35 protein-coding genes are annotated in these 26,462 nt (G+C 35.8%); 6 read left to right on the top strand and 29 right to left on the bottom strand.

All coding sequences use genetic code 11. The features are described from left to right. The 28 genes from IJI93_RS04995 to ehaA form a co-directional block, all read right to left on the bottom strand. Window positions 1–1,051: hypothetical protein (locus IJI93_RS04995; protein ID WP_292820806.1), on the bottom strand; the 1,051-nt coding region annotated here is incomplete at its 3' end. A gap of 599 nt (window positions 1,052–1,650) precedes the next feature. After that, window positions 1,651–2,079, bottom strand: a complete 429-nt coding sequence (locus tag IJI93_RS04990; protein ID WP_292820803.1) for an EamA family transporter — start codon at window positions 2,077–2,079, stop codon at window positions 1,651–1,653. A gap of 97 nt (window positions 2,080–2,176) precedes the next feature. Then, the gene (gene upp / locus IJI93_RS04985) at window positions 2,177–2,803 is read right to left on the bottom strand and encodes a uracil phosphoribosyltransferase (protein WP_292820800.1); all 627 of its coding nucleotides are present in this window, start codon (window positions 2,801–2,803) and stop codon (window positions 2,177–2,179) included. Continuing rightward, a complete protein-coding gene (locus IJI93_RS04980) occupies window positions 2,796–4,085 on the bottom strand; it encodes a uracil-xanthine permease family protein (protein ID WP_292820797.1) in 1,290 nt (429 codons plus the stop codon). Before IJI93_RS04980 ends, upp begins: the two co-directional genes overlap by 8 nt. A 224-nt stretch (window positions 4,086–4,309) precedes the next feature. Then, window positions 4,310–5,107, bottom strand: a complete 798-nt coding sequence (locus tag IJI93_RS04975) for an amidohydrolase family protein (protein WP_292820794.1) — start codon at window positions 5,105–5,107, stop codon at window positions 4,310–4,312. Between the two features lie 108 nt (window positions 5,108–5,215). Further along, window positions 5,216–6,211 carry an NAD-dependent epimerase/dehydratase family protein gene (locus tag IJI93_RS04970; protein ID WP_292820791.1) on the bottom strand — a complete coding sequence of 332 codons (996 nt, stop codon included), beginning with the start codon at window positions 6,209–6,211 and terminating at the stop codon, window positions 5,216–5,218. 15 nt (window positions 6,212–6,226) lie between these two features. Next, window positions 6,227–6,862, bottom strand: coding sequence for an HPP family protein (locus IJI93_RS04965; protein ID WP_292820788.1), 636 nt, complete (start codon window positions 6,860–6,862; stop codon window positions 6,227–6,229). Window positions 6,863–6,877: 15 nt separating this feature from the next. After that, window positions 6,878–7,705: a 4Fe-4S binding protein gene (locus tag IJI93_RS04960; RefSeq protein WP_292820785.1), complete on the bottom strand. Its 828-nt coding sequence runs from the start codon at window positions 7,703–7,705 to the stop codon at window positions 6,878–6,880. Between the two features lie 23 nt (window positions 7,706–7,728). Continuing rightward, on the bottom strand, window positions 7,729–8,679 hold the full coding sequence (locus tag IJI93_RS04955) for a carbohydrate kinase family protein (protein WP_292820782.1): 951 nt from the start codon (window positions 8,677–8,679) through the stop codon (window positions 7,729–7,731). 9 nt (window positions 8,680–8,688) lie between these two features. After that, the gene (locus tag IJI93_RS04950; RefSeq protein ID WP_292820779.1) at window positions 8,689–9,579 is read right to left on the bottom strand and encodes a formylmethanofuran--tetrahydromethanopterin N-formyltransferase; all 891 of its coding nucleotides are present in this window, start codon (window positions 9,577–9,579) and stop codon (window positions 8,689–8,691) included. 20 nt (window positions 9,580–9,599) lie between these two features. Beyond that, entirely contained in the window at window positions 9,600–10,646 is a 1,047-nt protein-coding gene (locus tag IJI93_RS04945) for a hypothetical protein (RefSeq protein ID WP_292820776.1), read from the bottom strand. A gap of 4 nt (window positions 10,647–10,650) precedes the next feature. Further along, entirely contained in the window at window positions 10,651–12,018 is a 1,368-nt protein-coding gene (locus IJI93_RS04940) for a 4Fe-4S binding protein (RefSeq protein ID WP_366513279.1), read from the bottom strand. After that, on the bottom strand, window positions 12,015–13,043 hold the full coding sequence (locus IJI93_RS04935; RefSeq protein WP_292820770.1) for a 4Fe-4S binding protein: 1,029 nt from the start codon (window positions 13,041–13,043) through the stop codon (window positions 12,015–12,017). The genes IJI93_RS04940 and IJI93_RS04935 overlap by 4 nt, the downstream gene beginning before the upstream one ends. Next, the gene (locus IJI93_RS04930) at window positions 13,044–14,168 is read right to left on the bottom strand and encodes a nickel-dependent hydrogenase large subunit (protein ID WP_292820768.1); all 1,125 of its coding nucleotides are present in this window, start codon (window positions 14,166–14,168) and stop codon (window positions 13,044–13,046) included. After that, the gene (locus tag IJI93_RS04925; protein ID WP_292820765.1) at window positions 14,165–14,614 is read right to left on the bottom strand and encodes an NADH-quinone oxidoreductase subunit B family protein; all 450 of its coding nucleotides are present in this window, start codon (window positions 14,612–14,614) and stop codon (window positions 14,165–14,167) included. The genes IJI93_RS04930 and IJI93_RS04925 overlap by 4 nt, the downstream gene beginning before the upstream one ends. A 36-nt stretch (window positions 14,615–14,650) precedes the next feature. After that, window positions 14,651–15,043 (bottom strand): DUF1959 family protein, encoded by a 393-nt coding sequence (locus IJI93_RS04920; RefSeq protein WP_292820762.1) that lies wholly within the window; start codon window positions 15,041–15,043, stop codon window positions 14,651–14,653. A gap of 10 nt (window positions 15,044–15,053) precedes the next feature. Next, window positions 15,054–15,356: an energy-converting hydrogenase subunit EhaL family protein gene (locus IJI93_RS04915; protein WP_292820759.1), complete on the bottom strand. Its 303-nt coding sequence runs from the start codon at window positions 15,354–15,356 to the stop codon at window positions 15,054–15,056. A gap of 8 nt (window positions 15,357–15,364) precedes the next feature. Then, entirely contained in the window at window positions 15,365–15,619 is a 255-nt protein-coding gene (locus IJI93_RS04910) for a hypothetical protein (RefSeq protein ID WP_292820756.1), read from the bottom strand. Further along, window positions 15,616–16,488 carry a respiratory chain complex I subunit 1 family protein gene (locus tag IJI93_RS04905; protein WP_292820753.1) on the bottom strand — a complete coding sequence of 291 codons (873 nt, stop codon included), beginning with the start codon at window positions 16,486–16,488 and terminating at the stop codon, window positions 15,616–15,618. The genes IJI93_RS04910 and IJI93_RS04905 overlap by 4 nt, the downstream gene beginning before the upstream one ends. 9 nt (window positions 16,489–16,497) lie before the next feature. After that, on the bottom strand, window positions 16,498–16,713 hold the full coding sequence (locus IJI93_RS04900; protein ID WP_292820750.1) for a DUF788 domain-containing protein: 216 nt from the start codon (window positions 16,711–16,713) through the stop codon (window positions 16,498–16,500). 9 nt (window positions 16,714–16,722) lie between these two features. Continuing rightward, complete coding sequence (locus IJI93_RS04895; RefSeq protein ID WP_292820747.1) at window positions 16,723–17,394, bottom strand: hypothetical protein; 672 nt, start codon at window positions 17,392–17,394, stop codon at window positions 16,723–16,725. 9 nt (window positions 17,395–17,403) lie between these two features. Further along, window positions 17,404–18,099: an EhaG family protein gene (locus tag IJI93_RS04890; protein ID WP_292820744.1), complete on the bottom strand. Its 696-nt coding sequence runs from the start codon at window positions 18,097–18,099 to the stop codon at window positions 17,404–17,406. After that, window positions 18,099–18,692, bottom strand: a complete 594-nt coding sequence (locus IJI93_RS04885; protein ID WP_292820741.1) for an EhaF family protein — start codon at window positions 18,690–18,692, stop codon at window positions 18,099–18,101. The genes IJI93_RS04890 and IJI93_RS04885 overlap by 1 nt, the downstream gene beginning before the upstream one ends. Further along, window positions 18,689–18,949: an EhaE family protein gene (locus IJI93_RS04880; RefSeq protein ID WP_292820738.1), complete on the bottom strand. Its 261-nt coding sequence runs from the start codon at window positions 18,947–18,949 to the stop codon at window positions 18,689–18,691. Before IJI93_RS04880 ends, IJI93_RS04885 begins: the two co-directional genes overlap by 4 nt. Beyond that, a complete protein-coding gene (locus IJI93_RS04875) occupies window positions 18,946–19,209 on the bottom strand; it encodes an EhaD family protein (RefSeq protein WP_292820735.1) in 264 nt (87 codons plus the stop codon). Before IJI93_RS04875 ends, IJI93_RS04880 begins: the two co-directional genes overlap by 4 nt. Window positions 19,210–19,216: 7 nt before the next feature. Further along, on the bottom strand, window positions 19,217–19,465 hold the full coding sequence (locus IJI93_RS04870) for a DUF2109 domain-containing protein (RefSeq protein WP_292820732.1): 249 nt from the start codon (window positions 19,463–19,465) through the stop codon (window positions 19,217–19,219). A gap of 4 nt (window positions 19,466–19,469) precedes the next feature. Beyond that, complete coding sequence (locus IJI93_RS04865; RefSeq protein ID WP_292820729.1) at window positions 19,470–19,967, bottom strand: hypothetical protein; 498 nt, start codon at window positions 19,965–19,967, stop codon at window positions 19,470–19,472. Further along, complete coding sequence (gene ehaA, locus IJI93_RS04860) at window positions 19,960–20,349, bottom strand: energy-converting NiFe hydrogenase A subunit EhaA (protein ID WP_292820726.1); 390 nt, start codon at window positions 20,347–20,349, stop codon at window positions 19,960–19,962. The genes IJI93_RS04865 and ehaA overlap by 8 nt, the downstream gene beginning before the upstream one ends. Before the next feature lie 112 nt (window positions 20,350–20,461). Between ehaA and IJI93_RS04855 the strand changes: the two genes are divergently transcribed. Then, window positions 20,462–21,394, top strand: a complete 933-nt coding sequence (locus IJI93_RS04855) for an NAD-dependent epimerase/dehydratase family protein (RefSeq protein ID WP_292820723.1) — start codon at window positions 20,462–20,464, stop codon at window positions 21,392–21,394. Window positions 21,395–21,404: 10 nt separating this feature from the next. Next, window positions 21,405–22,214, top strand: coding sequence for a CPBP family intramembrane glutamic endopeptidase (locus IJI93_RS04850; RefSeq protein WP_292820720.1), 810 nt, complete (start codon window positions 21,405–21,407; stop codon window positions 22,212–22,214). A 12-nt stretch (window positions 22,215–22,226) separates the two neighbouring features. Here IJI93_RS04850 and IJI93_RS04845 read toward each other — a convergent pair whose 3' ends face one another. Next, window positions 22,227–22,598 carry a hypothetical protein gene (locus IJI93_RS04845; protein WP_292820717.1) on the bottom strand — a complete coding sequence of 124 codons (372 nt, stop codon included), beginning with the start codon at window positions 22,596–22,598 and terminating at the stop codon, window positions 22,227–22,229. Between the two features lie 199 nt (window positions 22,599–22,797). On the opposite strand from IJI93_RS04845, the gene IJI93_RS04840 reads away from it, so the two are divergent. The 4 genes from IJI93_RS04840 to IJI93_RS04825 are packed head-to-tail and all read left to right on the top strand — an operon-like array spanning window position 22,798 to window position 26,457. After that, window positions 22,798–23,358: a helix-turn-helix domain-containing protein gene (locus IJI93_RS04840; RefSeq protein ID WP_292820714.1), complete on the top strand. Its 561-nt coding sequence runs from the start codon at window positions 22,798–22,800 to the stop codon at window positions 23,356–23,358. A gap of 20 nt (window positions 23,359–23,378) precedes the next feature. Next, window positions 23,379–25,055: an AMP-binding protein gene (locus IJI93_RS04835; protein WP_292820711.1), complete on the top strand. Its 1,677-nt coding sequence runs from the start codon at window positions 23,379–23,381 to the stop codon at window positions 25,053–25,055. Window position 25,056: 1 nt separating this feature from the next. Further along, window positions 25,057–25,341: a 4Fe-4S dicluster domain-containing protein gene (locus IJI93_RS04830; RefSeq protein WP_292820708.1), complete on the top strand. Its 285-nt coding sequence runs from the start codon at window positions 25,057–25,059 to the stop codon at window positions 25,339–25,341. Then, window positions 25,342–26,457, top strand: coding sequence for a 3-methyl-2-oxobutanoate dehydrogenase subunit VorB (locus tag IJI93_RS04825; RefSeq protein ID WP_292820705.1), 1,116 nt, complete (start codon window positions 25,342–25,344; stop codon window positions 26,455–26,457). Window positions 26,458–26,462 lie beyond the last annotated feature (5 nt).

Here is a 26,462-nt window from a genome sequence, read left to right as displayed (position 1 = left end):
TACCTTCACTGTCCCTAAGAGTCATACCATAAGTATAACCGTCATAAACTTCATTTACATTAAACTTCTTATTAGGAGCAACAAAAGTAACATTCCTTCCTATTACAGTAATAGTTCTCACTTCAGAAAGAGCATTATAATAATTATCACCAGCAAAATCAATATCCAACTGATGAACACCAGCACCAGCACTCAAATTGAAATAAGCCCTACCATTAGCATTAGTAGTCTTAGTCTGAGTCTTACCATTAAAAGTAGCTGTAACTTTCTTACCAGCCAAAGCAGTACCTTCACTATCTCTAAGAGTCATACCGTAAGTATAACCATCAACGATCTCCTCTACATCAAACTTCTTATTAGGAGCAACAAAACTAACATTCCATTTAATTACAGTAACAGCCCTAAAGTCAAGACATGAAAGAGAATTATAATCACTATCGCCAGCAAAATCAAGACTTACTGGGTAATAACCGGCATCATCGGCACTTACATTGAAATAAGCCCAACCTCTACTATTAGTTTTTAAAGTTTGAGTTTGACCATTAAAAGTAAGAGTAACCGGTTTATTAGCCAAACCGTTACCTTCAATATCCCTTAAAATAATAGGATAACTATAACCATTATCAATTTCCTCTACATGAAGAGTCCTGTCCGGAGCAACAAAATAAACATCGATCTTATCATCACTAGCTCCAAGATTATTACCTGAATCACCATTATCTGTTACCTTCAAATCATAAGTTTCAGCAGCATTAACGGCAGTACATTCATCTTCAACATTACTATTAAAATTAAGAACATCCGTTGAAATAGCACCACCAGAAGATGAGCTATCTTCAACATCATAATTAACAGCACTTAATTGTGCATTATCAGAATTTGATTCAGAAATTTGAATCGTTTGACCAAATGAAGTTGAAACTTCATTGATCGCATCACTAGCCTCCAGGGTACTATTTTCATCAATTTCCTGTGTTGCACTTACACAGGTGATGCTCAACAATACCAATAACATTAAGCTAATGAAAATTATTTCATTTTTAATTTTCATAATTACACCAAATTATAATAAAATAAACATTAACAAAAAATCGCCATAATGTTTTTGCATATAATTTTCATAAAACTTTACAATCAACAAACTTTTTTTAAAAATTTATTATATTTTTTATTTTGATTGTTTACCAACTTTTTTTAATATCTTTAGTGTTCAATACATTTAAATGTTTTGGATAAAAAACTTGAAATCAATGGTAAAACTCGAAAAAAAGCACGGTTTTATCGCTAAAAACAAAAATAGTTAACTTGATTTCTATTAATTAAAAATTAATACTCTTAAATATTGTATTACTCTTCTAGAACAACATAAATTCAAAAAAAATTAATGTAAAAAATGTCATTTATATTATTAAATAAATATTTAATGAACTATAAATTTACAAGAGAATATAACGGTCAAATAAAGAAATCAATCAATTACAACAATTTATACGTCGATTAAAGGCCATAAAATCATTTTCTAAAAAACCGCTGAAAAAGTTTATTTTGGCAAAAAAAGGAAAAAAAGAAGATTTCCTTTTTTGATAACACCGTTATAAAATACTTGATTACTATATATAATTATTATACTATCATCATGCCAAAATGAGTTCAAATGTTAATTAATATTAATCCTATCATACAAACAAAAATTCCAAAGAGTTGATGCAATGACACATTTTCCTTGTACAACAGATAACCAACAACAATAAGCACACAGGCAAGGCCAATATTGGCAACGATTGATGCTGTGCTTACACTCCATCCGACACGATATACAAATACATAACCGACTTCAAGACCTACAATAGCTAACGCCAGAACGATTGAAGTCCAATTAATTTTACCTATCTCCAAAGAAACATTAGACGGGCCGACCATGAAGATAAAAATAATTGCCGAAATAATTGCTGAAACCAAATAGGTAACCATAAGCGCTCCGAAAGGATCCACATCATTAGGCATGGATTTCATACATATATTGTAGAATGTATTTGAAGCGATGACTATTAAAATCGGCCAAATTAAATTCCAATTCAAAATCAATCACCATATCTTATCGAATGGGATAAAACCCTACATAAACATTCAAAAACATAATGCATCTAAAAAAAGAAAAAAGTGAAGTCAAACTTCACTATTTTGTTCCATATACCCTGTCACCTGCATCTCCGAGACCCGGGAGAATATATGCATTCTCATTTAATTCCCTATCAACAGTTGCACAGAAAATTTCCACATCCGGATGGTCTTCTTCAAGAGTCTTAATACCTTTTGGAGCTGCAACAATACATAACATTTTGATTTTGGTTACTCCGTCTTGCTTAAGTCTTGAGATTGTAGCTGATGCGCTTCCACCAGTTGCAAGCATCGGATCGATTACAAGAACTTCCCTTTTATCAATTCCATCAGGCATTTTATAATAATATTCAACCGGCTCAAAGGTTTCCTCATTTCGGTAAAGACCAATGTGGCCGATTTTTGCATTCGGAATGACATTCAATATTCCATCAACCATACCCATACCCGCTCTTAAAATTGGAACTACAGCATAGTTATCTTCATTCAACTTTCCAGTTTCCATCTTTTCTAAAGGGGTTTCGATGGTTGCTTCTTCAAGTTTTGCATCCCGCATGGCTTCATACACCAATATTGTAGATATCTCAGTAACCAATTCTCTGAATTCTTTTGTACCAGTATTAATATCCCTTAAAATTGCAAGTTTATGGGTAATCAACGGATGGTTTAAAACAAATTCATTCATGTTTTTCCTCCGGAATTACTAAGTTTAAGATTACTCCAACAATAGCTGCAAGAGACATACCTGAAATAGCTAATGATAGGTCACCGGTTGCAAGAGAAATTGATGCTCCTCCTAAACCTAAAACAAGCATAGTTGCTGCTACAACAACGTTTTTAGTGTTGTTAAAATCAACTTGGTTGTGGATTAATATTTTAAGACCGTTTACACAGATGAATCCGTATAACAATACTGAAATACCACCAAGAACCGGAGCAGGAATAGCTGTTAAAAGAGCAGTTAAGTGTCCGGAAAATGCAAATATTATTGCTATCACAGCTGCAAGACCTATTACATAAGTAGATGCAACACGAGTCATTCCAACAACTGAAGTATTTTCACCATAAGTTGTGTTTGCTGGACCTCCCAAGAATGCAGCTAAGAATGTTGCAAGACCGTCACCGAGTAAAGTTCTTTGAAGACCTGGATCTTCGATTAAATCACGGCCAATAATTTCACTTAATACCTTATGGTCCCCAACATGCTCCACCATAGTTACCAAAGCAATTGGAACAATTGTTAGAACAGCTGCAAAGTTTAAGTCATAATGTAAGAACGGCAAGTAAAATTTAGGGATTTCAATTACTTGAGCAGTTAATGCTTGTGAAAAGTCTACCATACCAAGTAATGCCGCTACGACGTAACCTACAATAATACCTATTAAAAATGGAATAACTTGCAGAATTCCTTTTCCACGAACTGCCACTAATGCAGTAACTAAGAATGAAATAAATGCAACAACTAAATTATTCCATGGAACGACCGCCAAATCCAAACCAATTTCTGAAATGGCTGTTGGAGCAAGAGATAATCCAATAACCATAATCATAGGACCAACAACGACAGGAGGCAGTAACTTGTTAATCCATCCAGGGCCAGACATACGAATTATCAAGGAAATAATTACATAAACAAGACCAACAATCATCAATGCTGTAAATACACTTCCAGTTCCTCCAATTGCATAACCTGCAATCATAGGGGCAATAAATGCAAACGAACTTCCCAGATATACTGGACTTCTATTACGGGTACAAATCAAATAAATTAATGTACCTAAACCAGATGAGACCAATGCTACAGGTATTGACAAGATATCTGCACCGGCAGTGGTGTTCACAACAATAGGAACCAATATTGTAGCTCCAAACATTGCACATACATGCTGAATAGCCAATAAAACCATTCTAAATGCCGGCGGTTTATCAGCAACACCAAGTAACATATTACTATTTTCTTCCACCATATTTATCACAAAAAACCAATATTTATCACAAATTATTAAAAAGAATAATAAATATCCCTTGAAATCTTATTGAATAATATACTAAATAAATCAGATTTATCTAAATATTTTCAAATATAACTTCAAAATATTTTTTAACAATTTTGATTAATAATATATATCTGAATAAAATTATAAAATACTTTGCTTTACATCGAAAAAAAGTAAAAAATTCTTTAGCCAATTTATTTCAAGCCAAGAATTTTTGCGGAATTTTCATAAAGGATCATGTTTTCTTCTTCTTTTGTAAGACCTATCTTATGGAATAACTCCATTTCGCTTTCAGATTCCCACATCGGATAATCTGTACCCCATAATACCTTATCTACACCATATGCATGAATAAATTTGTTGGCATCCTCGGAAGATAATGCATAAAGGCTGGAACTTAAATCAACATATAAATTTGGTGTTCCCGCAAGCTCTTCAGTAGCTTGCGCCCATACGCTCCATCCCGCAAAATGAGCTCCAATAACCTGCATATCTGGAAATTTCTCAAGAAATGGCTTTAATTGTTCGGGATTGGAATAATTGTATCTGTAATCTCCGCAATGAATTAAAACTGGAACATTGCCATTATTAATTACCTCACCAAGTTTGAATGCCCTCTCCTCATTTAAAGCAAATTGCTGAAAATCAGGATGTAATTTTACGCCTTTAAGACCTAAACTTAATAAATGTTCTAAGTCACCTTCAATATCTTCACTATCGGGGTGAAGTGTTCCAAAACCGGAAAAAATATCTGGATTGTCATTTACAACTTCACCAATGAATTCGTTAATTGATTTTACCTGTTTCGGAGTTGTTGCAACGGAGTGAACCAAATAATGTACAACACCGACCTTATTTCCATCTTCTATAAGGTCATCAATCCTGCCTGTTAATGACATGTCCAAATCATAAAAATCCCTAATTCCCATAACCGCCCTTGAGGCAATTTTTTCAGGATAGATATGACAATGTGAATTTATAACTTTTTGCATATTTAATGTACCGCCTTTAATGAAAACTTAATCAATACTAAAATTAAGTCATTACTCATTTATAAAAATAATTGTGTGGAAAGTCTTATTCCCTTCCACAAAAGTAAATTAAAACTCAGCTGATTTTTGAATGTTTTCCCAATTTTCACAGAACCAATCATGAGTTTTTTCAAGCCCATCATCAAATGAGACCTTTGGAGCATATCCTAGGATATCCTTCGCTTTTTCAATTGAAGATAGCAATTTAGTTTTAGCATCCCAATCACGGCGAGCGACATATTTAATACCTGCTTCGTTTCCAGTTAATGCATTTACTTTATTCGCCATGTCGATGACTTTGTGATCCTTTCCGGAACCTAAGTTAATTGCTTCACCAATAGCTTCCTCTTCAATGCCCATAGCTATTAATCCATCACATATATCCTCTACAAAAGTCCAGTCTCTTGTTTCAGAACCATCTCCTGTAATTGGAAGAGCCAGCCCATTTTTAGACCAATACATGAAATTCGGAATTACATTCCTGTATTTTCCCGGAACTTCCCCCGGTCCAAAAACATTAAAGAATCTTGCGTTTACAATATCCATATCATATAAATTGTGGAAGTAGTTAGTGTAAAGTTCACCAAGCAATTTGGTTACTTGGTAAGGGGTGTGGAGAGAAATTGATATGTCATGCTCTTCGAATGGCATTTTTGATTCGAGGCCATACACTCCGCATCCGGATGATGAGTAAACGAACCTGTCAACACCAGCCAACTGAGCATACTGTAAAACTTTTAAGATTCCTATACCATTTACCATTAAATCCTTTTCCGGGTTGTCAACGCTGTTTTGATTTGCGAAATGTGCTGCCAAGTGATAAACATAATCGGGCTTTTGTTTAAATACCCTTTTTAAAACGGCATCATCCAATATATCTCCCTGAATGAATTCTATATTATCTCTCTCAGCAATATTCCAAGTGTAGGCTGAAGAAAGATTGTCTAAAATAATTACCTTTTCGGCACCCAAATCGGCGAATTTGCGTGTTAAATTACTGCCAACACAACCCGCACCACCAGTTACAAGAATAGTTTTATCTTGATATTCGCTATAATCTCTCATAATATCATTTCAGATTTATTTTCTTGCCCTGCCAACACGGCGAGCAATAACCATTTCACCTACAGAAATCAAACCTGCAAAGAATTTTTCCAAACCACCAGTTGCCCAAATTGCTTCACCAAAAGTCGAATCGGTAATGTTTGCTTCATATTCTTCAGGTGAAATCTTTACACCAGTAGTTTTTGTAGATACCAAAGCAGATGCAGCCATTAATTCTTCCCAAGTTACGCCTTTTAGTTGGTTTTGCATTGCCTTGTATAAGTTTTCAACTTTAATATCATATAAATCGGATAATAATTCCACTATATCACAAGCACGGACCATACCGATTACCTGATTGTCATCATTTACAACAGGAACTGTAACGAATTTGTTGTTTGCTGTTAAGATAACTGCCTTTCTTGCAGGATCCTCTTCATGAACGGTTGCGACTTCATCATAACCACTCATAATTTCTGAAATCTTTTCATTGCCTTCTCTTAATCCGCGAGTAATGTCAAAAGAAGTTATCCATCCTACCAATTGCTTATTGTCATTTACAACAGGACAGGTAAAACGTCTAATTTCTTCCATTACTTTTGATACTTCCACAACACTGTCATCACAGTTCAAATATACAAAATTTTTGTCCATTAATTCTTTTGCTCTCATAATCAAACCCCAAATTTATTTCATTTCAATACGTTTTAATGCTCCTACAGGACAATGATGACTACATTCCAAACATCTTATACATTTATCATTGTCAAGAACAACTTCTCCATCAACTAATTCAATAGCCCCTGTTGGGCAATTTTCTTCACACAAATAACAATTTACACATGCCTCATGATTAATATCTATGTTTCTGCTATGGACAATAGGTCCAATGTATCTGTCAAGCTCAACAGCATTGTCATTTAGTGATATTGCAACACATGCGCCACATCCAATACACATCTTTTCATTAATATATGGATACAGCTCATCTTCAATTAGTTCAATGCCTAAATCCATATTCAAATCATCGAAGAACTCTTTAAATTCAAGAGTGAATGCATTTGTTGGGCATAAATTAGCGCAATCATCCCAATTATTATCAACTGAATAATCAATTGAAATATTATTCATCCTAACTACCCTATGAGGAGAACGGACATTGCTTAAATCATATTCAATGACATCCCTATCTTCCTCATGGTCGTAAATAACTGAGTTGTAAATTAATTTAATTGCTGAAATTGGACATGTCTGAACACAAATTTCGCATTTAACACATTTATCAGTTATTTTAGCTATTCTAAAAATATTAGCTGGTTCGATTGCATTAACTGGACATGCTTCAACACAGGTATTACATCTTACGCATTTAGGTGCAACAGCGATAATTTCCTCTTCAGTGCTGAAATCTTCCAGCTCAAATTGGAAATCATCCCCATCATCATCTAATTCAACAGATTTCAAAAGAACTTCACGTTCAAGGTTTTTCATCTGTTTTATAAAAGATACATTCATATTATTACCAACTAACTAATTATTTAATAAACATTATTGATATAAAAGAATTCCTCCAGTTCCTTTGCTGTAGGAAACTTTTCCATTCCGAAACCTTGTATGGCTTTGCTGGCTGTCCAATTTCCTATCCTACAAGATTTTTCAAGGCTGAAACCTTTCAAAAAGGAATATAAAAATCCGCTGTTGAAACTATCTCCTGCACCAGTAGTGTCAACAACATCACATTCATATGCTTCAACAAAACATTCTTCACGATTGTTTATTGCAAAAGCGCCTTTGGAACCTTGTTTTACAACAACTGTATCAATTCCCAAGTCCAAAAGACCAACGGTTAATTCTTTCAAATCAGCATCATTATTATTACATAATAATCTTAATTCAGGCTCATTGATAAGCAGTATATCAGTTCTCTCAAGAATTGGCCTTAACTCATCAAATCCTTTTTCGACATATAACATTCCAGGATCAAAGCTTAAGAGAGTTTCTCTGCTTAGCTTTTCCAAAAGTTCAATCTGAGTTTTAAATGAATCGCCGACAAAGGATGTGTAGTGCATTATTTTACATCTCATAATATTTAACGGGTTTATCTCGCCAATTTTTATCTCATCATTTACTCCCGGAGATATGTAAAGGCATCTCTCACCATCCTTATCAACAAAACCGATGCATTTTCCTGTCGAACCGGTTTGTGAATAAATTAGGTTGTTTGTGAAAACACCGTTGATGGCCAGATTATACTCTATCAAATCACCGTCCTCATCTTCAGCTATTTTTCCTATGATTGATGTTGAACAACCCAACCTGGACAGCCCCACAATAGTATTTGCTGCAGAACCTCCTGGTGTGTCAGTTTCGCTTTTGATAAAGCTTTCCTCATCATGGGAAACAATTTTATCAACTGAATAGAGCTTATCCACATTCAATGCTCCAAATCCTATTATTTCCGCATTAAGATCATTATCATAAATTTCCATTCTAAAACCTTACTTTAAAATATCTAATAGATTAACATTTTTATCTCCAAGTTTTCCTCCGAAATTACCTGCAGATATGCAAATTACATCTTCAAACTCCAAAGCAGCATCAATACCTGCCTTAATAGCTTTATTCATTGATTCCTCATCGATTGCATTAATAACAACTTCAGGAATATAATTGACGCCTTCAGGAACTTTAGATTCCTCACCTAAAGACTCCTTCAATGAAGGACAGTAAACATGATTTGTTGTAGGACCTATTTCCGGATAGTTTGTTTCCGGCTTTGAAGCTGCAGAACAAATATCGAACGGAGTGGTGGCTCCTTCAACATCCATAATTGCATCGATTATGGCATCACCAGCATCAAGAACCGCTTCTTGAGTTGAACATAAATACCAGAAGTTTCCGCCCATGATTCCATCGTTTAATCTGAATTTTTCTTCAATTTGAAAATCAGGAACTGCAATTGGGACATTTATCATTCTTCTGCCGTACTCTTCGACAATCCATTCATAGCCGTCACCGCAATGACCTACAATATCCATCATTTCGATATATTCATCATTGCTTGATGTGGAATAATCAAATATGCGTGTAAACGGTTTAACTAAAACGTCCTGCCTCAATCTGTAGGATAATTCGAATGCGAACTTATCCACATCATCCCCATCCAACCAGTATTGTACAACGGCACCGCATCTGCCATCAGGAGTTTCATTCTTATCTAAAAATCCCTCAACTCCACCTTCCACCCTGCCGATTACGGCACTTGGAGTGGAAGTTGAATCATAAGCTGCCCTTTTTACAATCTTTTCGTTTGGTCCTGTAATCAAGGCTCTTACACATTTTCCTTCAAAAGCTTCAAAAAATGTATCCTGTACTTTTTCATAACTCATTCTATTACCTTCAATTAAATTTAACCTAATCCTCCGATATCCTCACCGCGAATATTATTTCGCATGTCTTTGCTTACCTTTAGGATATCTTCATAATTTTCATCATCAATAACTTTGATTATCGGATATTCTCCGCTGCTGAAAACATCAAAGAATTTATCTTTAATTTCCAAATCAACACCATATTTTTCAAATAGTTCCCTTAAATTTTTACAATCATTATACTCATCTATAAATGTCAAAACATTATTTTTGTCAGTGTTTGAATATATGTTCGCGATTACACAGGTTGCAACTGCACTTGGGGAAACAATAGCTATTTCAGCAACATTTAGAGGATATTCATTTCCATTGAATGAAATGCTGATGCCATTATTCTTTCTAGCAAATTCAAGAGGTTCCACATCAGTAATGCTGTCCCCGATGTAGAGAATTTCACCGACATTGATTTTATCCCTTCCAATTATTTCGTCAATAGCTAATTTTTTGCCTTCGCCGCCGACAACATTTATTTTTTCAATTTCACTGTAAATGCCCATTTTTGGAATTTCTGAAAAGAAAATTTCATCAAACAGTTCATAATCTTCAGGATTGTCCAATATCTTCTGTTTGAAATCAGCGATTTTTTCCATTTCTTCATCATTTAATGTTAATGCATCTACATCCACTTTTGTGTAAAACGCGTTTTTGAATGGAAAGTCCATATAATTGGAGAGTGCTTCAATATATTGGCCATAACTGGTACTGACTATATAAGTATTCATTGATTTTTTCAAGTAGCTTAAAAGGAATTTTGAATCACTGACTGCATAGATATTATTTTGAGAAAAATCAATTAAATCAGAATTCTTAATGTTTTCACAAACAAAGAAAGGCAAGATTAATTTTAAAGTATTTCCTGCTTTGTAATTTTCCTTTTTAACTATGTCTGCCAAATAGTCATCATACAAACTAAGGATTTTAAATAGTTGGTCCCCATTTTCTATGAAGTGGGCTGACATTTCAAAAGCATTGTCATTTAAAGTTAATGGGCCTTCACAATCTGTAATAAATGATTTTTCAAACATCCAATCACCTGAAGTTAACAATTCTTATTGCCGCTAAAGGACAAATTGCCTCACAAGTTCTGCAATAAATGCATTTTTCCTCATCGAAGTCGATTTTATCATCATTTAATGTTAATGCATTGGTTGGACAATTTTTGACACAAATTGCACATGCTTGACATTTTGTTTGGGAAAGTGAGAAATCTCCTTTTCTTTGATAATGCAGGTATGATCTTGCATAATACAAATCAGTGTCTTTACTATAGAAGTAATCATCATAAGCCCCAATAGCATCAAATTTACATTGTTCAACACATTTTCCGCAGTATACGCAATCATCAGTGATTCTGATCGGGTTTGGACCATCCTGTTTAATTGCTCCGACAGGACATACATTATAACAGTCCCCGCAAGCAATACATTTATTTTCATAAACTTCGATGTTTCTGTCCATCAGATAAGATCCGAATAATTCTGAAAACTTATCTATTTCAATACTGGAATCCAAACTGACTTTCAGCTCTTTTTCCATCAAGTCATTTACCTTGTATTCTATGAAATTTTCAAATTGTTGGTCATTGAATTCCAAAGCAATGGACTTGCCTACTTTTTCCAAAACCTTATTCAAGCTAATCAAGTCAAGGGACAATCTTTTCATATCATAATCGGCAATGCTGGATACAATATCAAATGATTTGATTTCACTGTACATCTTATAAGCCTTTTTACGTGAAGAGTACTTGATTGCTGTTGAAGGACAGGAATGCATACATTCCTCACATCTGGCACAGTATCCCGGATTAATGTATGGCAATTTATTTGTTCTTGCCACGTTTATTGCACCCATTGAAGGGCATACTCTTGTACAAGTCATACATCCGATACACTTATCCTGGTTGACGACAATGGCCTTACCTCCCTTAACGGTTTTAGGAAGCAATTGGCCGTATTTGATTGCATCAGTCGGACACACTCTAAAGCAGTACCCGCAGCGAATACATGTGTCCTTATCAATTTCACTGTGAGGTTCCTGTTTTCCATCAGCAACAATATGAATGGAACCGTTTTTACATGCCTGTACACAAGCCCCGCATGCCTTACATAATTTTACGTTGATGTTTGGAACATTTTCCTTTAAAGGAGGGTCCATTTTCACATCAAGAGATATTGCATCATATGGGCAAGCATTACGGCACAATACACAACCGAAGCAAGTATTTTTTAATTTGATGAATCCATCATCTTCATCCTCAAAAATTGCATCGATTGGACATGAATTAAGACAAGGCTTATCCTTACATTGCGCACATTTTGTCTGATCAATGACATAATCAACATCAACGTGCCTTAATGGTCTTGGTGTTTTAGTATAACTGTCTATCATAACACTCACTCCATAACGATATTCTCATTTAAATTAGATGCCTTTACAGTAGTATGAATAATCTCATCACCATCGAGGGAGAATTTAGCAATGAAATATTTTATTACTGAAAATGGACAAGTTTGGTAACAAATACTACAACGTAAACATTTGTCTTTATCCCTTACGATTGTATCATTATTCTCATCAAAAGTGATGCATCCGGTAGGGCATTCTGGAACGCATAACTGGCATTTTTCACACTTTGATTCGTCCCAATCTATAATTCTAATTTTAAGTCTATTTACCGCATTTGTAATAATCTCTAATGAAATTTCCTCATCAGGAATAATTTTTAATGCTTCATCCCAAATTCCAGAAAGAGGAATATCATATTGCAACAGGTCATTTTGCTCTAAGGACCTTAAGTCATCTTCCTTACTGTTAATGTAATCCTCAAGGTAATTTACAGTCAAAAGAATCAAATCTTTTTGGTCTTGTAAATTATCGACAAACACTCCTTTCATTGCACCGTTTACAGGACAAACTCCTAGGCAGTCCCCACAGGAGATACATTTGAGCTGGTCCACCTGAAGCTTATCGTTAACAATGCTGATTGCATCAACAGGACATTGCTTCATGCATTTTTTACATTTGATGCATAAATAATCATCAACAATGAACTGCCTTTTAGAAGGAATTATGTTAAATTCAGGCAAAATCAAATGATTTAAACCGCATTCCAATGTCTTAGGATCGGTAGGACATACTTCAGCACAAAAACCGCAACGAATACAAGCGCTAGGATTGATTACAGGAAATGTCATCCCTTCACTTTCTTCACTGTCCTTTTCCCTTATGATTTTTATCGCATTTGGTGAAGGGCATGAAACTGTACAAGCTCCGCAACCTATACAATATTCCTTGTTGACTTTTGGGAAGTCTCTAAATCTTTCAGGTTTTTCAGCAATCTCCGGAGAAGTCTTTGCATTTGTAAATGCATCAGCCCATGCCTTTCTTGCAAAATCGAAAATATACCACATTAATGAAGACATTTAGATTACCTCGTAAAAGTCTTTTATATCAGTTTTGCCTTGCTCATTAGTAATGGCCACCCTTTCGGCACATGCAACACACGGGTCGCATGATGCATAGGTGGATACTGCATCGGCAACTGTTGGAACGTCACGAATCATGTATTTTGCACAGGAGTCCATATTTGCAATACTAGGAGTTCTTATTGAAATATTCTTGATTAGATTACCGTTGGTTTCTATCATGTAGGTAACTTCTCCACGAGGAGCTTCATTTCTGCGCATTGCATAACCTGATTTCAAGTCAACAGGTGTTCGAACTTCCCCCTTAGGAATATTATCAATAGCTTGTCTGATTAGGCTGATTGATTCTGGAATTTCGTCAAATCTGGTTAAAGTTCTTGCGTAATTATCACCTTCGTTTCTTGTGATTACTTTAAAATCAAAGTAATCATCATAGGTGTAATGGCCGTTTCTTAAGTCTTCTGTAAGCCCTGATGCTCTTCCGATTGGGCCTACAGCCCTTCCTTTAATTGCCTCTTTTTTAGACATATATCCTATGCCCTTGCATCTTAAGGCAAGTGCAGGGCCTTCCGCAAACAATGCGCGAGTTCTCTCAAAGCCTTCCTCAATCTTTTCAAGATTTTCAAGTATCGGTTTGAAATGGCGTTCATCCGCATCCATTCTCACACCGCCAACTACATTCCATCCCATATTTACCCTGTTTCCGGTTAAAAGTTCAATTGCATCCATTGCATATTCCCTTAACTCCAAAACATGCATGAATAGGGTTTCATGGTCCATTGACTTGAAGAATGTAGAATTGGCAAGAAAATGACTTTGAATCCTATCAAGTTCATTTGTAATGACCCTTAAGAATTGGGCTCTTACAGGCACATCAACATCAGAAATCTTTTCAATGGTTTCTGCAAAAGTTTGAGTGTGCTCATATGAACAGATTCCGCATACCCTTTCAGATAGATAAATACCTTTCTGCCAGGTTTTACCTTCGATTATCTTTTCAATTCCCCTGTGAACATAACCATATTCAATTTCGGCTTTAACAACCCTTTCTCCTTCAGTTTGAAGCTTGAGCCTTATAGGTTCCTTTAAAGCCGGGTGAATTGGACCAATAGGTACTATCATTGGCTTTCCCTCCCCCTATCAGCAATAGCTTGAGGTCCAACAGCCAGAATGGCTTCCAGTATTTCACTAGGTCTAGGAGGACATCCAGGAATGGCTGCTGCAACAGGGATGAAATCGGATGCCGGCGCATATACGCGACCGCCTTCCTGAGCAAAGACATCACCAGACTGCGGGCAGTTTCCTACCGCCACTGCTATTTTTGGTTCAGGAGCCTTATCATAAATTCTTTTTAAGTTGTCAACCCACTGCTCTGTGACAGCGCCGGTCAACAGCAGAACATCAGCTTCACGAGGATTATTGTGAACATATATACCATATTGCTCTAAATCATATCTTGGAGATAGCAATGCGACACATTCCACGTCACATCCATTGCAACCGCCACAATTGACAATGCAGACATGAATTGAGCTTTTTCTCACAACATCCCTAATAGCATTTAACATTTTACTCCCTCTTTTTATTAAATAATACAATAAACATTAACGCTTAGATTCTTCTTTCAACAGTTCGAATAACTCTAATCTACCTTCTTTTAATATTTCATCATATGATTTTCCATCTTTATACTCTTCAATTAATTTTTCCTTGAGTTTTTCACCATCTTGCGGAGTTATTGCCTCCAAAGTTTGGATAAACCAGCATAGCCTCAAATCTGCATTGAGCTTCTGTGAAAGGCAGATTTCTTCAGCAGATTTAAATGTTCCATGCAATGCCTGAAGCGTATCCATATCAAACAAATCAAAGAAAACATCTTCTAATTCATCAACAGTACAATCAAATTCCTTGGAAAGTGGAACTATAACATCTCTTTGCCAGGCATAACTTTTTATTATTCTTTTTTGCATCAATCTTAATTTAGCATCATCATCCATTCCAATCACATCATACTGTTACTCTTAAAATCAAATACACAATTATTGCAATTATTAAACCAATGGCAGTTTCTTTTCTACCGTATCCAGGTCGTTCACCCATTACAAATCCGCCTAAAAGAAAACCAACTGCAGATAAAATAACATTGCCTGAATTGAATGCTAAAAACCATCCCACAATTGCAATTACAAGTGCTATTATATTAATGTCAGTTACTGCAACAAACGGCTCCCCATGTTGTTTGTAACTATATACAAGACCAACAATGGATCCAACTGCGAATGCAAGTATATAAATCATATAATCTAACATAATATCTCCTACATCGGTTTATAAAGCAATATAAATGAACAAATTATTGCCATAAGTGTTATAATAAAACATACCTTCTCTATACTTTCAATCTTGTGTGAAAAGTTGCCTCTTGCAAGCAATACGAATGCTGCCAATATTACTCCAATAATCACTATCGGAGCTATTAAAGCTGAGTGGAAAATTGTTGTTAAAATACCAATAAATATTATGCCGATAGCAACTAATGCGGTCATATAAACAATTACATCTTCACTATTCATGCAACCACTCCTGTAAATATCATCAATATTGTTCCAAAGAAGCATATTGCCCCTATAGTAATTTGAGTCATAACTGAATGGTTTGGACTAAGCAATGGAGTTGTAGCATTAATAAATCCTGTAATGAATGTGATTGCAAGCATTCCAATCAAATATCCTACAGCATTTAAAGGACCGAAGAATATTGTCAGGAATACCCAAAGCATCACATACCATGCAATGGATTCTGAAAACAGCATGAACCCTCTCAAAAATCCGAAGTGTTCAGTTTCAAATCCTGAAATCAAAACCTTATCCTTTGTTATTGCGAATGGAGAATAAGGGGATTTAGTAATGATTAACATGAAGAACATCAAAGCCGCAAGCGGAATTGAAAATATCAGCGGACCATGGACTGATTGATAAGTAATGATTTCACCAATGTTCATAGTGCCTGTCACCATATAAACGAATATGATTGCCGCAAACAAAGGAAGTTCACTTGCCGCTGAAAGAACAGCCCTTACACAACTCAATTTTCCATACGGTGAACCGGAGCTTGATCCTGAGTTGTGCTCAACAATCTTATAGACTGCATAAACTCCAAACAATATCAGTAATGAATCATGAGCCACAGGCCCTACAATGACCCCAACAATCCAAATCAAAGCCAATATGAAAACAATACCTATATAAAATACCTTTGAAACTGTTTTTGGAATTGCAGTTTCCTTAAAGAAAAATTTCAAAGAGTGTATCAAATGCTGGACTATAGGTGGTCCCGGACGTTTTTGAACACGTGCCATGATTTTTCTGTGCAATCCTAGAAGCAGGCTTCCTGCCAGAAATGCAATAATAACCTGAATTAAAATTTCTGCCATTAAATTCATAATACCACTCTAATACCCAGTAAATGGTTCTTTCACCCTCTCTTCTGCATCTTCAGGTTTTGGTTTAGCCATTGTCAATAAACCTAAAGATAAAATCCATAATGGAATACCAAATATAGCTACTGTATAAACGATCCATGCATCGAAGTTTATAACTAAGCAAGCAAGAATAGCTATTGTTGATAATGCCAATAATATAATACATGTGCTCTTTTGACTAAACATACTCACCACTTACCACAATACCAATAACAATATTTCGACAGCTCTTACAATAATAAACAATGAACTCAAGTGAATAATGACAATAAATGGAGAACCTGCAGTCCTAAACATTTCTGCCTTACTTGCGAAAAATGGCGCCACACCACTTTCACCTAAAATTCCAATCAACATCAATGCAGCACCAAATACGACCATCGGACTGGCCGGCATTTGGGACAATACCGCCAGGGACAGTGTACCTGTTGATGCAAGGATTATTGCCGCTCCACCAAATAGCGGTAAACTGCACATCATGGCTATTAAACCATAATTAAATGCGGAGTTTAAAACGCTAGTCTGTTTTACGGCAGATACAATTCCAATATTTAAAATACCTACTAAAGCCATGAACAATGTAAAGTTAAATAAATCTCCAGTTATCATTGCGCCTGCAGATGCAATGCCGCAAACCACTGACAGAAATCTTCTTTGCTTGAATTCCTTCGGACCTACTTTAACTTCAGTATTATTCAGGTAATGCAAGGTAGCTTCTATTTGAGTTTCAGGCTTACTGAATGCTATTAACACGGTAAATCCTAATAAGACTGCAAAAAGGAACAAGTTAAACGGTGTGATGTATAAAACAATGTCTCCAAGCGGAATTGTTCCAAGCAAATTTCCTCCAAGTGTAACGAAATCCATACTCATCACCTACTCCTTATCAATGTCCTCTCGCATAAGCAGTCCAATCAAACCTACTTTGGAAGCTACTTTTAATAATAATCCACATGCTGCTAAAAATAAGCTTAACAGCCAATATTGAGGTGTTATGAAGAATAATAAAAATCCTATAATCCATAAACACCATGCTATTCCAGAAACTCCAGCAATTCCATCCAATACCAACACAGGCAATCCTCTTGCCTTTTTGGATAGCGCATACAAGACGATTCCTCCACCAGCTACTGCCCCTCCGGTAAAACCGGTTAAGAAAATACCGTAACCAATCAATACCAAAGCTATGAAATTAGGAGCTGTGGTCAATATTTCCATGTCCAATGAAAAAGGTTGAGGGAATAAAGAAGCGGACTTGTTTAAGTTTCTTCTTGGGTCTTGTTCTATTATGCGCATTTCTCGAGTAATTAAAATCTCGGAAATAGCTAAAGTTTCAGCCAATTCTACAACCAAACCCGGTAAGATCAACGCTTCTGCAAGGTCTGTTCCCACTGCAGAAACGACAAATATCATTGCAAGCCCGACCAAATCGGTCAAAATGAGAATGTGAAGTTCTTCTCTTTTCATCGCGATAGCCATTGTTGCTATAAACCCAACAATCAAACCCGCATAGATTGCAGGCAGATACATTGCAATAAATGCATCAGGGACAAAGGCAGGTACTAAAACCATTAGTTATCCCTCCTCAATTGTTTTGTTCTGGCTATGACATCACTGGCCTTAACCTCATTGGCTACCTGTGTAGAATCATTTATTGCCTTTTTAACATCTTTTCTTATTTCATCTTCATCATTTTTCCTATTCATTGTATAATTAACGGATAACCATGATGCTATAATGAACGCCATCATCAAAATGCTGGACTCCAATATTGTATCGAAACCTCTTGTATAATAGAGGATTTCATCTATGAGTCCACCAGGAGATGAATAAATTGAAGTTCCAAAGTATGGAGATACTGATGATACCCATTCTGCTAGAGGAGACATATACCCTGTAATCATACCCAGTTCAGCGGCATTATCAGGATATTGAGGGTTGATTTCACCAGGATGCTTTAGAACCTCACCGCCCCTGTCATAAGGAGCGATTGACAAACCGTCATCCACCTGAACCTGTGGAGCTGGCCTTACATATATTTGATCTGGATTCAATGCCATCGGCACTATCAAACCGATGATTAAAATAATTCCTAAACTGAATGCAAAAAGACGAGGAATATTTTTAGGTTCAGCAAGCTTATTCCATAAAACCCCTATTCTCATACATCTGCCCCCATCTCTTCTAAACGAATAATAGCTCTAAATAAGATTAATGTAATAATTACAGTAGTTGCAAGTAATGTCAATAACGCTAAAACGTGATTATAGCACAGCAATACCAGACATACACCAATTGAAGCCACTTCAGTATTGAAAGTTCTTACGACCGGATCTTTGACTCCCGGACCCCAAGCAGTAGCAATACTTCCGACAATAGCTAAAAATATACCAAAGTAAAAGAATATCTGCACATCAATCATTGAATATCACCACTGTCTAGCTTCTTTTCTCTAATTTCCTTGATTTTTACAATAGCTAAAATGAATACTAATGTGGATAATGGATCTGCCAAAGCAGCGAACATTGCCACATCCAGATATTTGAATAAGACAAGAACCAATACGAATCCTGCATCAAGTATTGAAAACATGATGACCTTATCCAATGGTTTTTTAAGGAATATTATCCCAAATGCGCCTATGAGCATTAAAGCCATTGCGATTATTGATACGATTTCCATTTTTGTCTCACTCCAATAGTATTTCATCATCAAGCTTTTTCAATGTATATGCAATTGCATTAGCGCTAATTGTAGAACAAATAAAGAATGCAGCTGCAACTACAAGAGCGAATGGAGTATTGATGACTAAAGCAATTATTGCAGACACTCCAAAACCGATAACATTCAAATAAAGTAATCTTTCAGCTCTATTTTGTGTTATCAAAGCTCTTAACGCTACGAAAATGACTATAATTCCTATAATTTCAACATACATATAATCACTCCCTTGCATGCCTATTGAGTTTTTGAGCTATCTTTCCTAAAATAATAGATGCCCTAACTTGATCAATTCCCTGAATGGTCAAGATTGCAATTACCATTCCCACAATAAACATTTCAGGAGTTAAACCGACAAATGAACAAATAAATATGATAATTGTTGCAGTCAAACTTCCAACAGTTCCGGCATATCCCGGATCAGCGCATAATCTATTACCTATGCATACGAGAAATGCCGCTATAATCCCCCCAGGAATTCCTAAAAGCAAATATCCAATGGAAGCCATCAATGTACCTGCAGAAGCATCAGGAGAACATAAAATGTTTCCCTGGAAGAAGCCTCCTGCAATGTCTCCACCCCTTCTTTTGACATCCTCCCCAACAATCCTTGCTCCTCTTACACCAGGTTGTTCAGGAAGTCCGAAATAGGTGTCCACAATGACAAAATTCAGCCAACATAGAATAGCAGCAATTACAACTCCGATTATTTCATTCATTGCTATCCTCTCCATTAGTTTCATCCAAAGGCTTTGGAAATACAAAATCAAATAAATATTTCACAAATAATGCAGACAAAATACCTATAATAGCAGCCAATACCATTCCATTATAAATAAAAGTATAATTTAAAACTAAAAAAATTGAAAAAATACCAATAGCTATTATTGGAGTCGGATATAATGCACTTACATCAAAAGAATACCTATATGGTTTGCTAGGCAATAATGGAATCTTTAAGACTAAAGCTACTATAATTGAAACTATAATAGCTACAATATAAGCTAATAAAACATCAAATGAACTGACAGCTATATTGCCAAGCCCATAAATATTGCCATATGAAGCAAAAAATATGGTATCATACACCAAATCAAACATATTATTAGACTCCTCTTAACTAATAAATATACATATAAAAATATATAAATATTGTTACTTAAAAATTATATAACAAGCTTAATTATTATTTAAATTAATTATTGGTGGCTCAATGAAGAATAAAAATATTTTAATTACCGGTGGACTAGGATTTATCGGTTCACATATTGCCGATGAACTGATAGATGACAATAAAGTCACTATTATTGATAATCTTTCCACAGGCAACATGAAAAATTTAAAAAATCCAAAACATGCTAATTTGAAAATAACAATAGATGATTTAAGTACTGCTAATTTGGATGAATTGCTCGAGGATATAGACTACATTTTTCACCTCTCCGCAATGGCCAGTGTGCCGTTAAGTGTTGAGGACCCTGTAAGCTGCAATGAGAATAATGTTAATGCCACCATAAGACTTTTAAAATCTGCAGTAAAGAACAACGTTAAAAAAATCGTGTTCTCATCTTCATCAGCTGTATACGGTGAAAATACCAATATGCCATTAAAGGAAAGCGAGATTCCAATGCCTACATCACCTTATGCCGCATCTAAAGCTTGCTGTGAGTTATATCTGCAATCATTTTATGACAGCTATGGCTTGAACTATACCGCGCTCAGATACTTCAACGTGTTTGGGCCAAAACAGGACAAAAACTCTCAGTATGCTGCAGTAATACCTAATTTCATCAGCGCCCTTCTTGAAGGCAAACAGCCTGTAATTTACGGTGACGGCGAACAAACCAGAGACTTCATTTTTGTAAAGGACGTTGTTCAGGCAAATATCAAAGCCTGCGAATCAGATTATAACGGAATCGTGAATGTTGCATCCGGAGAAAAGCTTTCCGTCAACAGATTATACAGGATTATACAGGAAACTCTCAACTCAGATGTCGAACCGGAATATCTTCCGGAACGTGCAGGAGACATTAAGCATTCATTAGCGGACGTTTCAAATCTTGAAAAGATTGATTTTGAAGTTAATCCTAGTAATTTTGAAGAAAATCTGAAAGAAACAATAACCTGGTTTGAAAGCGTATTATAGAGATAATATTATGGATAAACAAGTGACTAATTTTAATACTCGCCTTAGAACTATCAGACTAAGGGAATTTTTTGTATGGGTTGTCGTCACAATCATCATTGGCGGAGTGATAATGGCGATTTTTCCAGTGTTTGAAGAAAATGATGACCTTTTTTTCATATTAATATCCTCATTAATTTTAATATTCTTTTTCTGGTGTTTGAAAGACACTACAGGACTTTCAAAAAACTTTGAAGATTTGTTTTTAGAGAAAAATAGAAAGGAGATTCTCTATATATTTGCAATCAACATATGCTTTGCATTCATATTTCTATTTTTAGTTACCGTGCTTGATTTTGCAATTGGAATGGTCGACCCGACTTGGGTGACAGGATTTGATTTTGACAAAATCGATTTGACTCCAGGTGCATTTCTCCTAAGCAGCATTACAACATTAATATTCGCTCCCATTATGGAAGAGCTGGCATTTAGGGGAATTCTTTTTAACAGATTAAAAATCAAAATTGGCTTTGTTCCGGCAATGATAATTTCATCATTGATATTTGCAGCGGGCCATGATTTCGGAGGGATAATAAGCGCATTCCTGTTTGGAATATGCATGTGCATCCTATACCTTAAAACAGACAATATCCTAATTCCTATAAGTGTTCACTTTATTAATAACGTTGCCGCATCACTGCTTGACATTGTGAATGCCGATGCATTCCTCTGCCAGTTTCCATGGATAATATTGCTTGGAGGGATAGTTGGAGTATCAACAATACTTCTGATAAAGTATATCATTGATGAAACAAACGCCTTAAAAAGAGCATATTCATAAAAAAAAGAGTGGTTAGTGGAATCCGCATCCACTGCATGTTTCACATTTTTCCTCTTCGACAGGATCGTACTTTTTGTCTTCCTGCAAAGTAGCTGAGATGAAATATTGGTCAAGTTCGTTTTTATTTTTCAAGACTGGTGAAATTCCTTTAAAATCACATCTTATATCTCCTGTTCCTCCGATATCAACTAAAATTGGTTCACCTAACTTAAATCTTTTAAAATATGACTCAACATCATTTATCAAAGAACCAGGAACCCTGAAATTAAAGGACAGAATATTGTTTTCCTTCATTTTAATACCGACATACTTCTGGTCGATTTCATAGTTTAAACCTAATTGCTTTTTAAAAATTACATTGTTACCAATCTCTGAAGAGGACATTAAACTCACCATTTAATAAAAATTTTATTGACTAATTAGAATTAATTTTTTTTAATATATAAACTTTCATTTTTTTCAGAAATTTGTGAATTTATAACGAATTATCACGATTTTTAATAACCTTTAAATAAAGTTAAAATCAAACTTACTATATGTTATAATATTTATTATATCATTATAATCAATTGAAAAAAATAAGGTGTTTATTTTGAATGAATACAACAAAGATATTGGGAATAGAATTAGAGAATTGAGAGAACTTTCAGACATTTCAATTAGTGAAATTGCATCTGAATTAAACATAAAGGAAGAGACTTACAATCAATATGAAACAGGCGAAGTAGACATCCCTGCAAGCTTTTTATATGAACTTGCACATATTTTTAAGGTTGATTTAGGATTATTATTAACCGGTGAAGAAAGCAGAATGAGTATCTTTGATGTTACTCGTGCAAACAAAGGAGTTTCAGTTGACCGCAGAAAAGAGTATACCCACGAAAACCTATGCTCAAATTTCATTCACAAAAAAGCTGAAACATTCCTTGTTGTTGTAGATCCCGAAAAGAATCCTGTGCCTTCACTTAATTCACACCCCGGCCAGGAATTCAACTACGTGCTTGAAGGCACACTTAAAATTTACATCCACAACAACGAAATCATATTGAACGAAGGAGATTGTATCTTCTTTGATTCAGCACACAGACATGCGATGATAGCACTTAACGATAAACCCGCTAAATTTTTAGCAGTGATAATATAATACTTACAGGAGATTATTAAATGACTTCATTAATAGAAAATTTTGTAGAGCGAGTCGAATTTAACTCGTATGAAGATTTTTTCAAAAACTTCAAACTAAAATATGATGATGACTTTAACTTTGGATTTGATGTGGTGGACAGATATGCTGAAATTGATCCCGATAAAAGAGCTTTAGTCTGGACCAATGATGACGATGAAAATCACACATTTACATTCAAAGACATGAAAGAATATTCAAACAGGACAGTCAACCTGCTTAAAAAGTTAGGCATCAAAAAAGGCGATGCTGTAATGCTTACCCTGAAAAACAGATACGAATGGTGGATTTGTATGGTTGCATTGCACAAACTTGGAGCAGTGGCCATTCCTGCAACCCACATGCTGAAGCTTCATGACATTGACTTCAGATTAAAGCAGGCAGAAGTAAAAGCCATTATATCTGTAGAAGAAGATTCATTATTACCCGATTATGAGGAAGCCGAAAAAGAACTTGATTGGGATTTGAAAAAGCTTGTAATTGAAACCGACAGAGAAGGATGGATCAATTTCAATGAAGCAATAAAAGAGGAAAGTCCCGTTTATGAAAGACCAACAGGGGATGAAAATCCTATGGCGGATGAAATTTTCATGATTTACTTCACATCAGGTACAAGCGGACTTCCAAAGATGGTTTCACACAGACACACTTATGCCCTGGGCCATATTCCAACCGCAAAATATTGGCAAAATGTTGTGGAAGACGGAATCCACCACACAGCATCAGATACAGGCTGGGGAAAAGCCGTTTGGGGAAACATATACGGTCAATGGATTGCCGGAACAGCTATTTTCATATATGATTATGTGAGATTTAACGGAATCAGATTACTTGAAAAAATCATAGAAAACAAGGTGGACACCTTCTGTGCACCACCAACAGTTTACAGATTCCTGATTAAAGAAAACATTGATGGATATGACTTTTCAAACTTAAAATATGTTGCAACAGCAGGTGAACCTTTACCTCCTGAAGTATCCGAAAGGTTCTATGACATTGCCGGCTTGAGAATTAAAGAGGGATTCGGTCAAACCGAAACCACATTATCAATCGGAACATTCATCTGGTTGGATGCAAAAGTCGGATCAATTGGAAAACCTTCCCCACTTTACAAAATAGAACTGCACGATGAAGATGACAATCCTGTTGAAATAGGTGACGAAGGAGAAATCTGTTTTAACGTCTCCGAAGGTGTTCCGCCAGGACTATTCAAAGAATATTATAAAGACCCTGAAAAACAGGCTGCGCAATGGCATGACGGATTCTACCACTGCGGAGATACCGCATGGTTTGATGAGGACGGCTATGTGCACTTCGTTGGAAGAAACGATGACATCATCAAATCTTCAGGATACCGTATTGGACCCTATGAAGTTGAAAGTGCAGTGCTTTCTCACGAAGCTGTACGCCACTGTGCGATTACTGCTTATCCTGATGAAGTTAGAGGCCAGATTGTAAAGGCGACAATTGTCCTTCAACCTGACTTTGAACCATCAGATTCACTTACCAAAGACATTCAAAATCATGTTAAAAGAGTTACAGCTCCTTATAAATACCCAAGAATGGTTGAATATACCGATGAATTACCTGAGACCATAAGCGGTAAAACAAGGAGAGTTGAAATCAGAGAAAAAGACAAAAATAATTTAAGGGGATAAAATGACAGAAGAAATATCTTTCCCAGTTATTAATAAGGAAATTTGCAAAGGCTGTATGAGATGTATAGTCGGATGTCCTCAAAATGCAATATTACTTTCACAAGACATGAACGATGCAGGATATCAATTTGCATACTATAGCGGCGAGGGTTGTACCGGCTGTAAAGACTGTTATTTTACATGTCCAGAACCATTAGCCCTAGAAGTACATCAATATAAAAAAATTGTTAACGATTCAGTTGCTAAAATGATTAAAGCTAAAGCAACAAGCAAAGGGGGAAATTAAATGAGTAATCAAATGGTTAAAGGAAATACCGCAGTAATCATCGGCGCAATGTATGCCGGCTGTGACTGTTTCTTCGGATACCCAATTACTCCGGCAAGCGAAATATTGCATGAAGCATCAAAATACTTCCCTATGGTTGGAAGAAACTTTGTTCAGGCAGAAAGTGAAGAGGCATCAATCAATATGGTTTACGGTGCATCCGGAACCGGTCACAGGGTTATGACCTCATCATCAGGACCTGGAATAAGCTTAATGCAGGAAGGTTTCACATTCCTCGCAGGCGCCGAGTTGCCTGCAGTTATTGTCGACATCATGAGGGCAGGACCTGGACTTGGAAACATCGGGCCGGAACAGGGAGACTACAATCAGGTTGTCAAAGGTGGAGGTCATGGAAACTATAAAAACATAGTTTTAGCACCTAACAGCGTTCAGGAAATGTGTGATTTAACCATGAAAGCGTTTGAACTTGCCGATAAATGGAGAAACCCTGTAGTTGTACTTGCAGACGGCACATTAGGTCAGATGGCCGAACCACTGGAATTCCCTAAGGAAGCTATCGAACCTAAAAACGATAAGGATTGGGCCGTTAAAGGAACCAAGGAAACCATGGATAATCTAATTACTTCAATCTTTAATGATTTTAATGATTTAGAAGACTTCAACTACAAACTTCAGGAAAAGTATGCAAAAATCGATGCTGAAGAGGTAATCTATGAAGAGTATCAGGTTGAAGATGCTGAAATTGTTCTGGTATCATACGGTATCAGCAGCAGGATTGCAAGATCAGCTGTTGACAAAAGCCGTGAAAAAGGCTTGAAAGTTGGACTTTTAAGACCTATCACATTATCACCTTTCCCAGTAGATAAAATAAAAGAGTTATCTGATAAGGGCGTAAGTTTCATATCCGTTGAAATGAGTAACGGCCAGCTATTGGCTGACGTACAGTTTGCGGCATTGAGAAAAGAGGATACTTATCTTGTCAACAGAATGGGCGGTAACCTGATTGAATTGAAACATATTCTTGCAAAAATCTATGAAATAGCTGGCTTTGAAGATGAAAGCATAGACACTTCAAAAAGAAGTGAAGAAAAGGCAAGCCCGAATATTATTGATTAAAGGAT

It is taken from the genome of Methanobrevibacter sp. (assembly GCF_017431965.1).
In the GTDB taxonomy this organism is placed as follows: Archaea; Methanobacteriota; Methanobacteria; order Methanobacteriales; family Methanobacteriaceae; genus Methanocatella.
The sequence above is the reverse complement of the archived record's forward strand: the minus strand, read 5'-3'. Positions and strand labels throughout refer to the sequence as shown.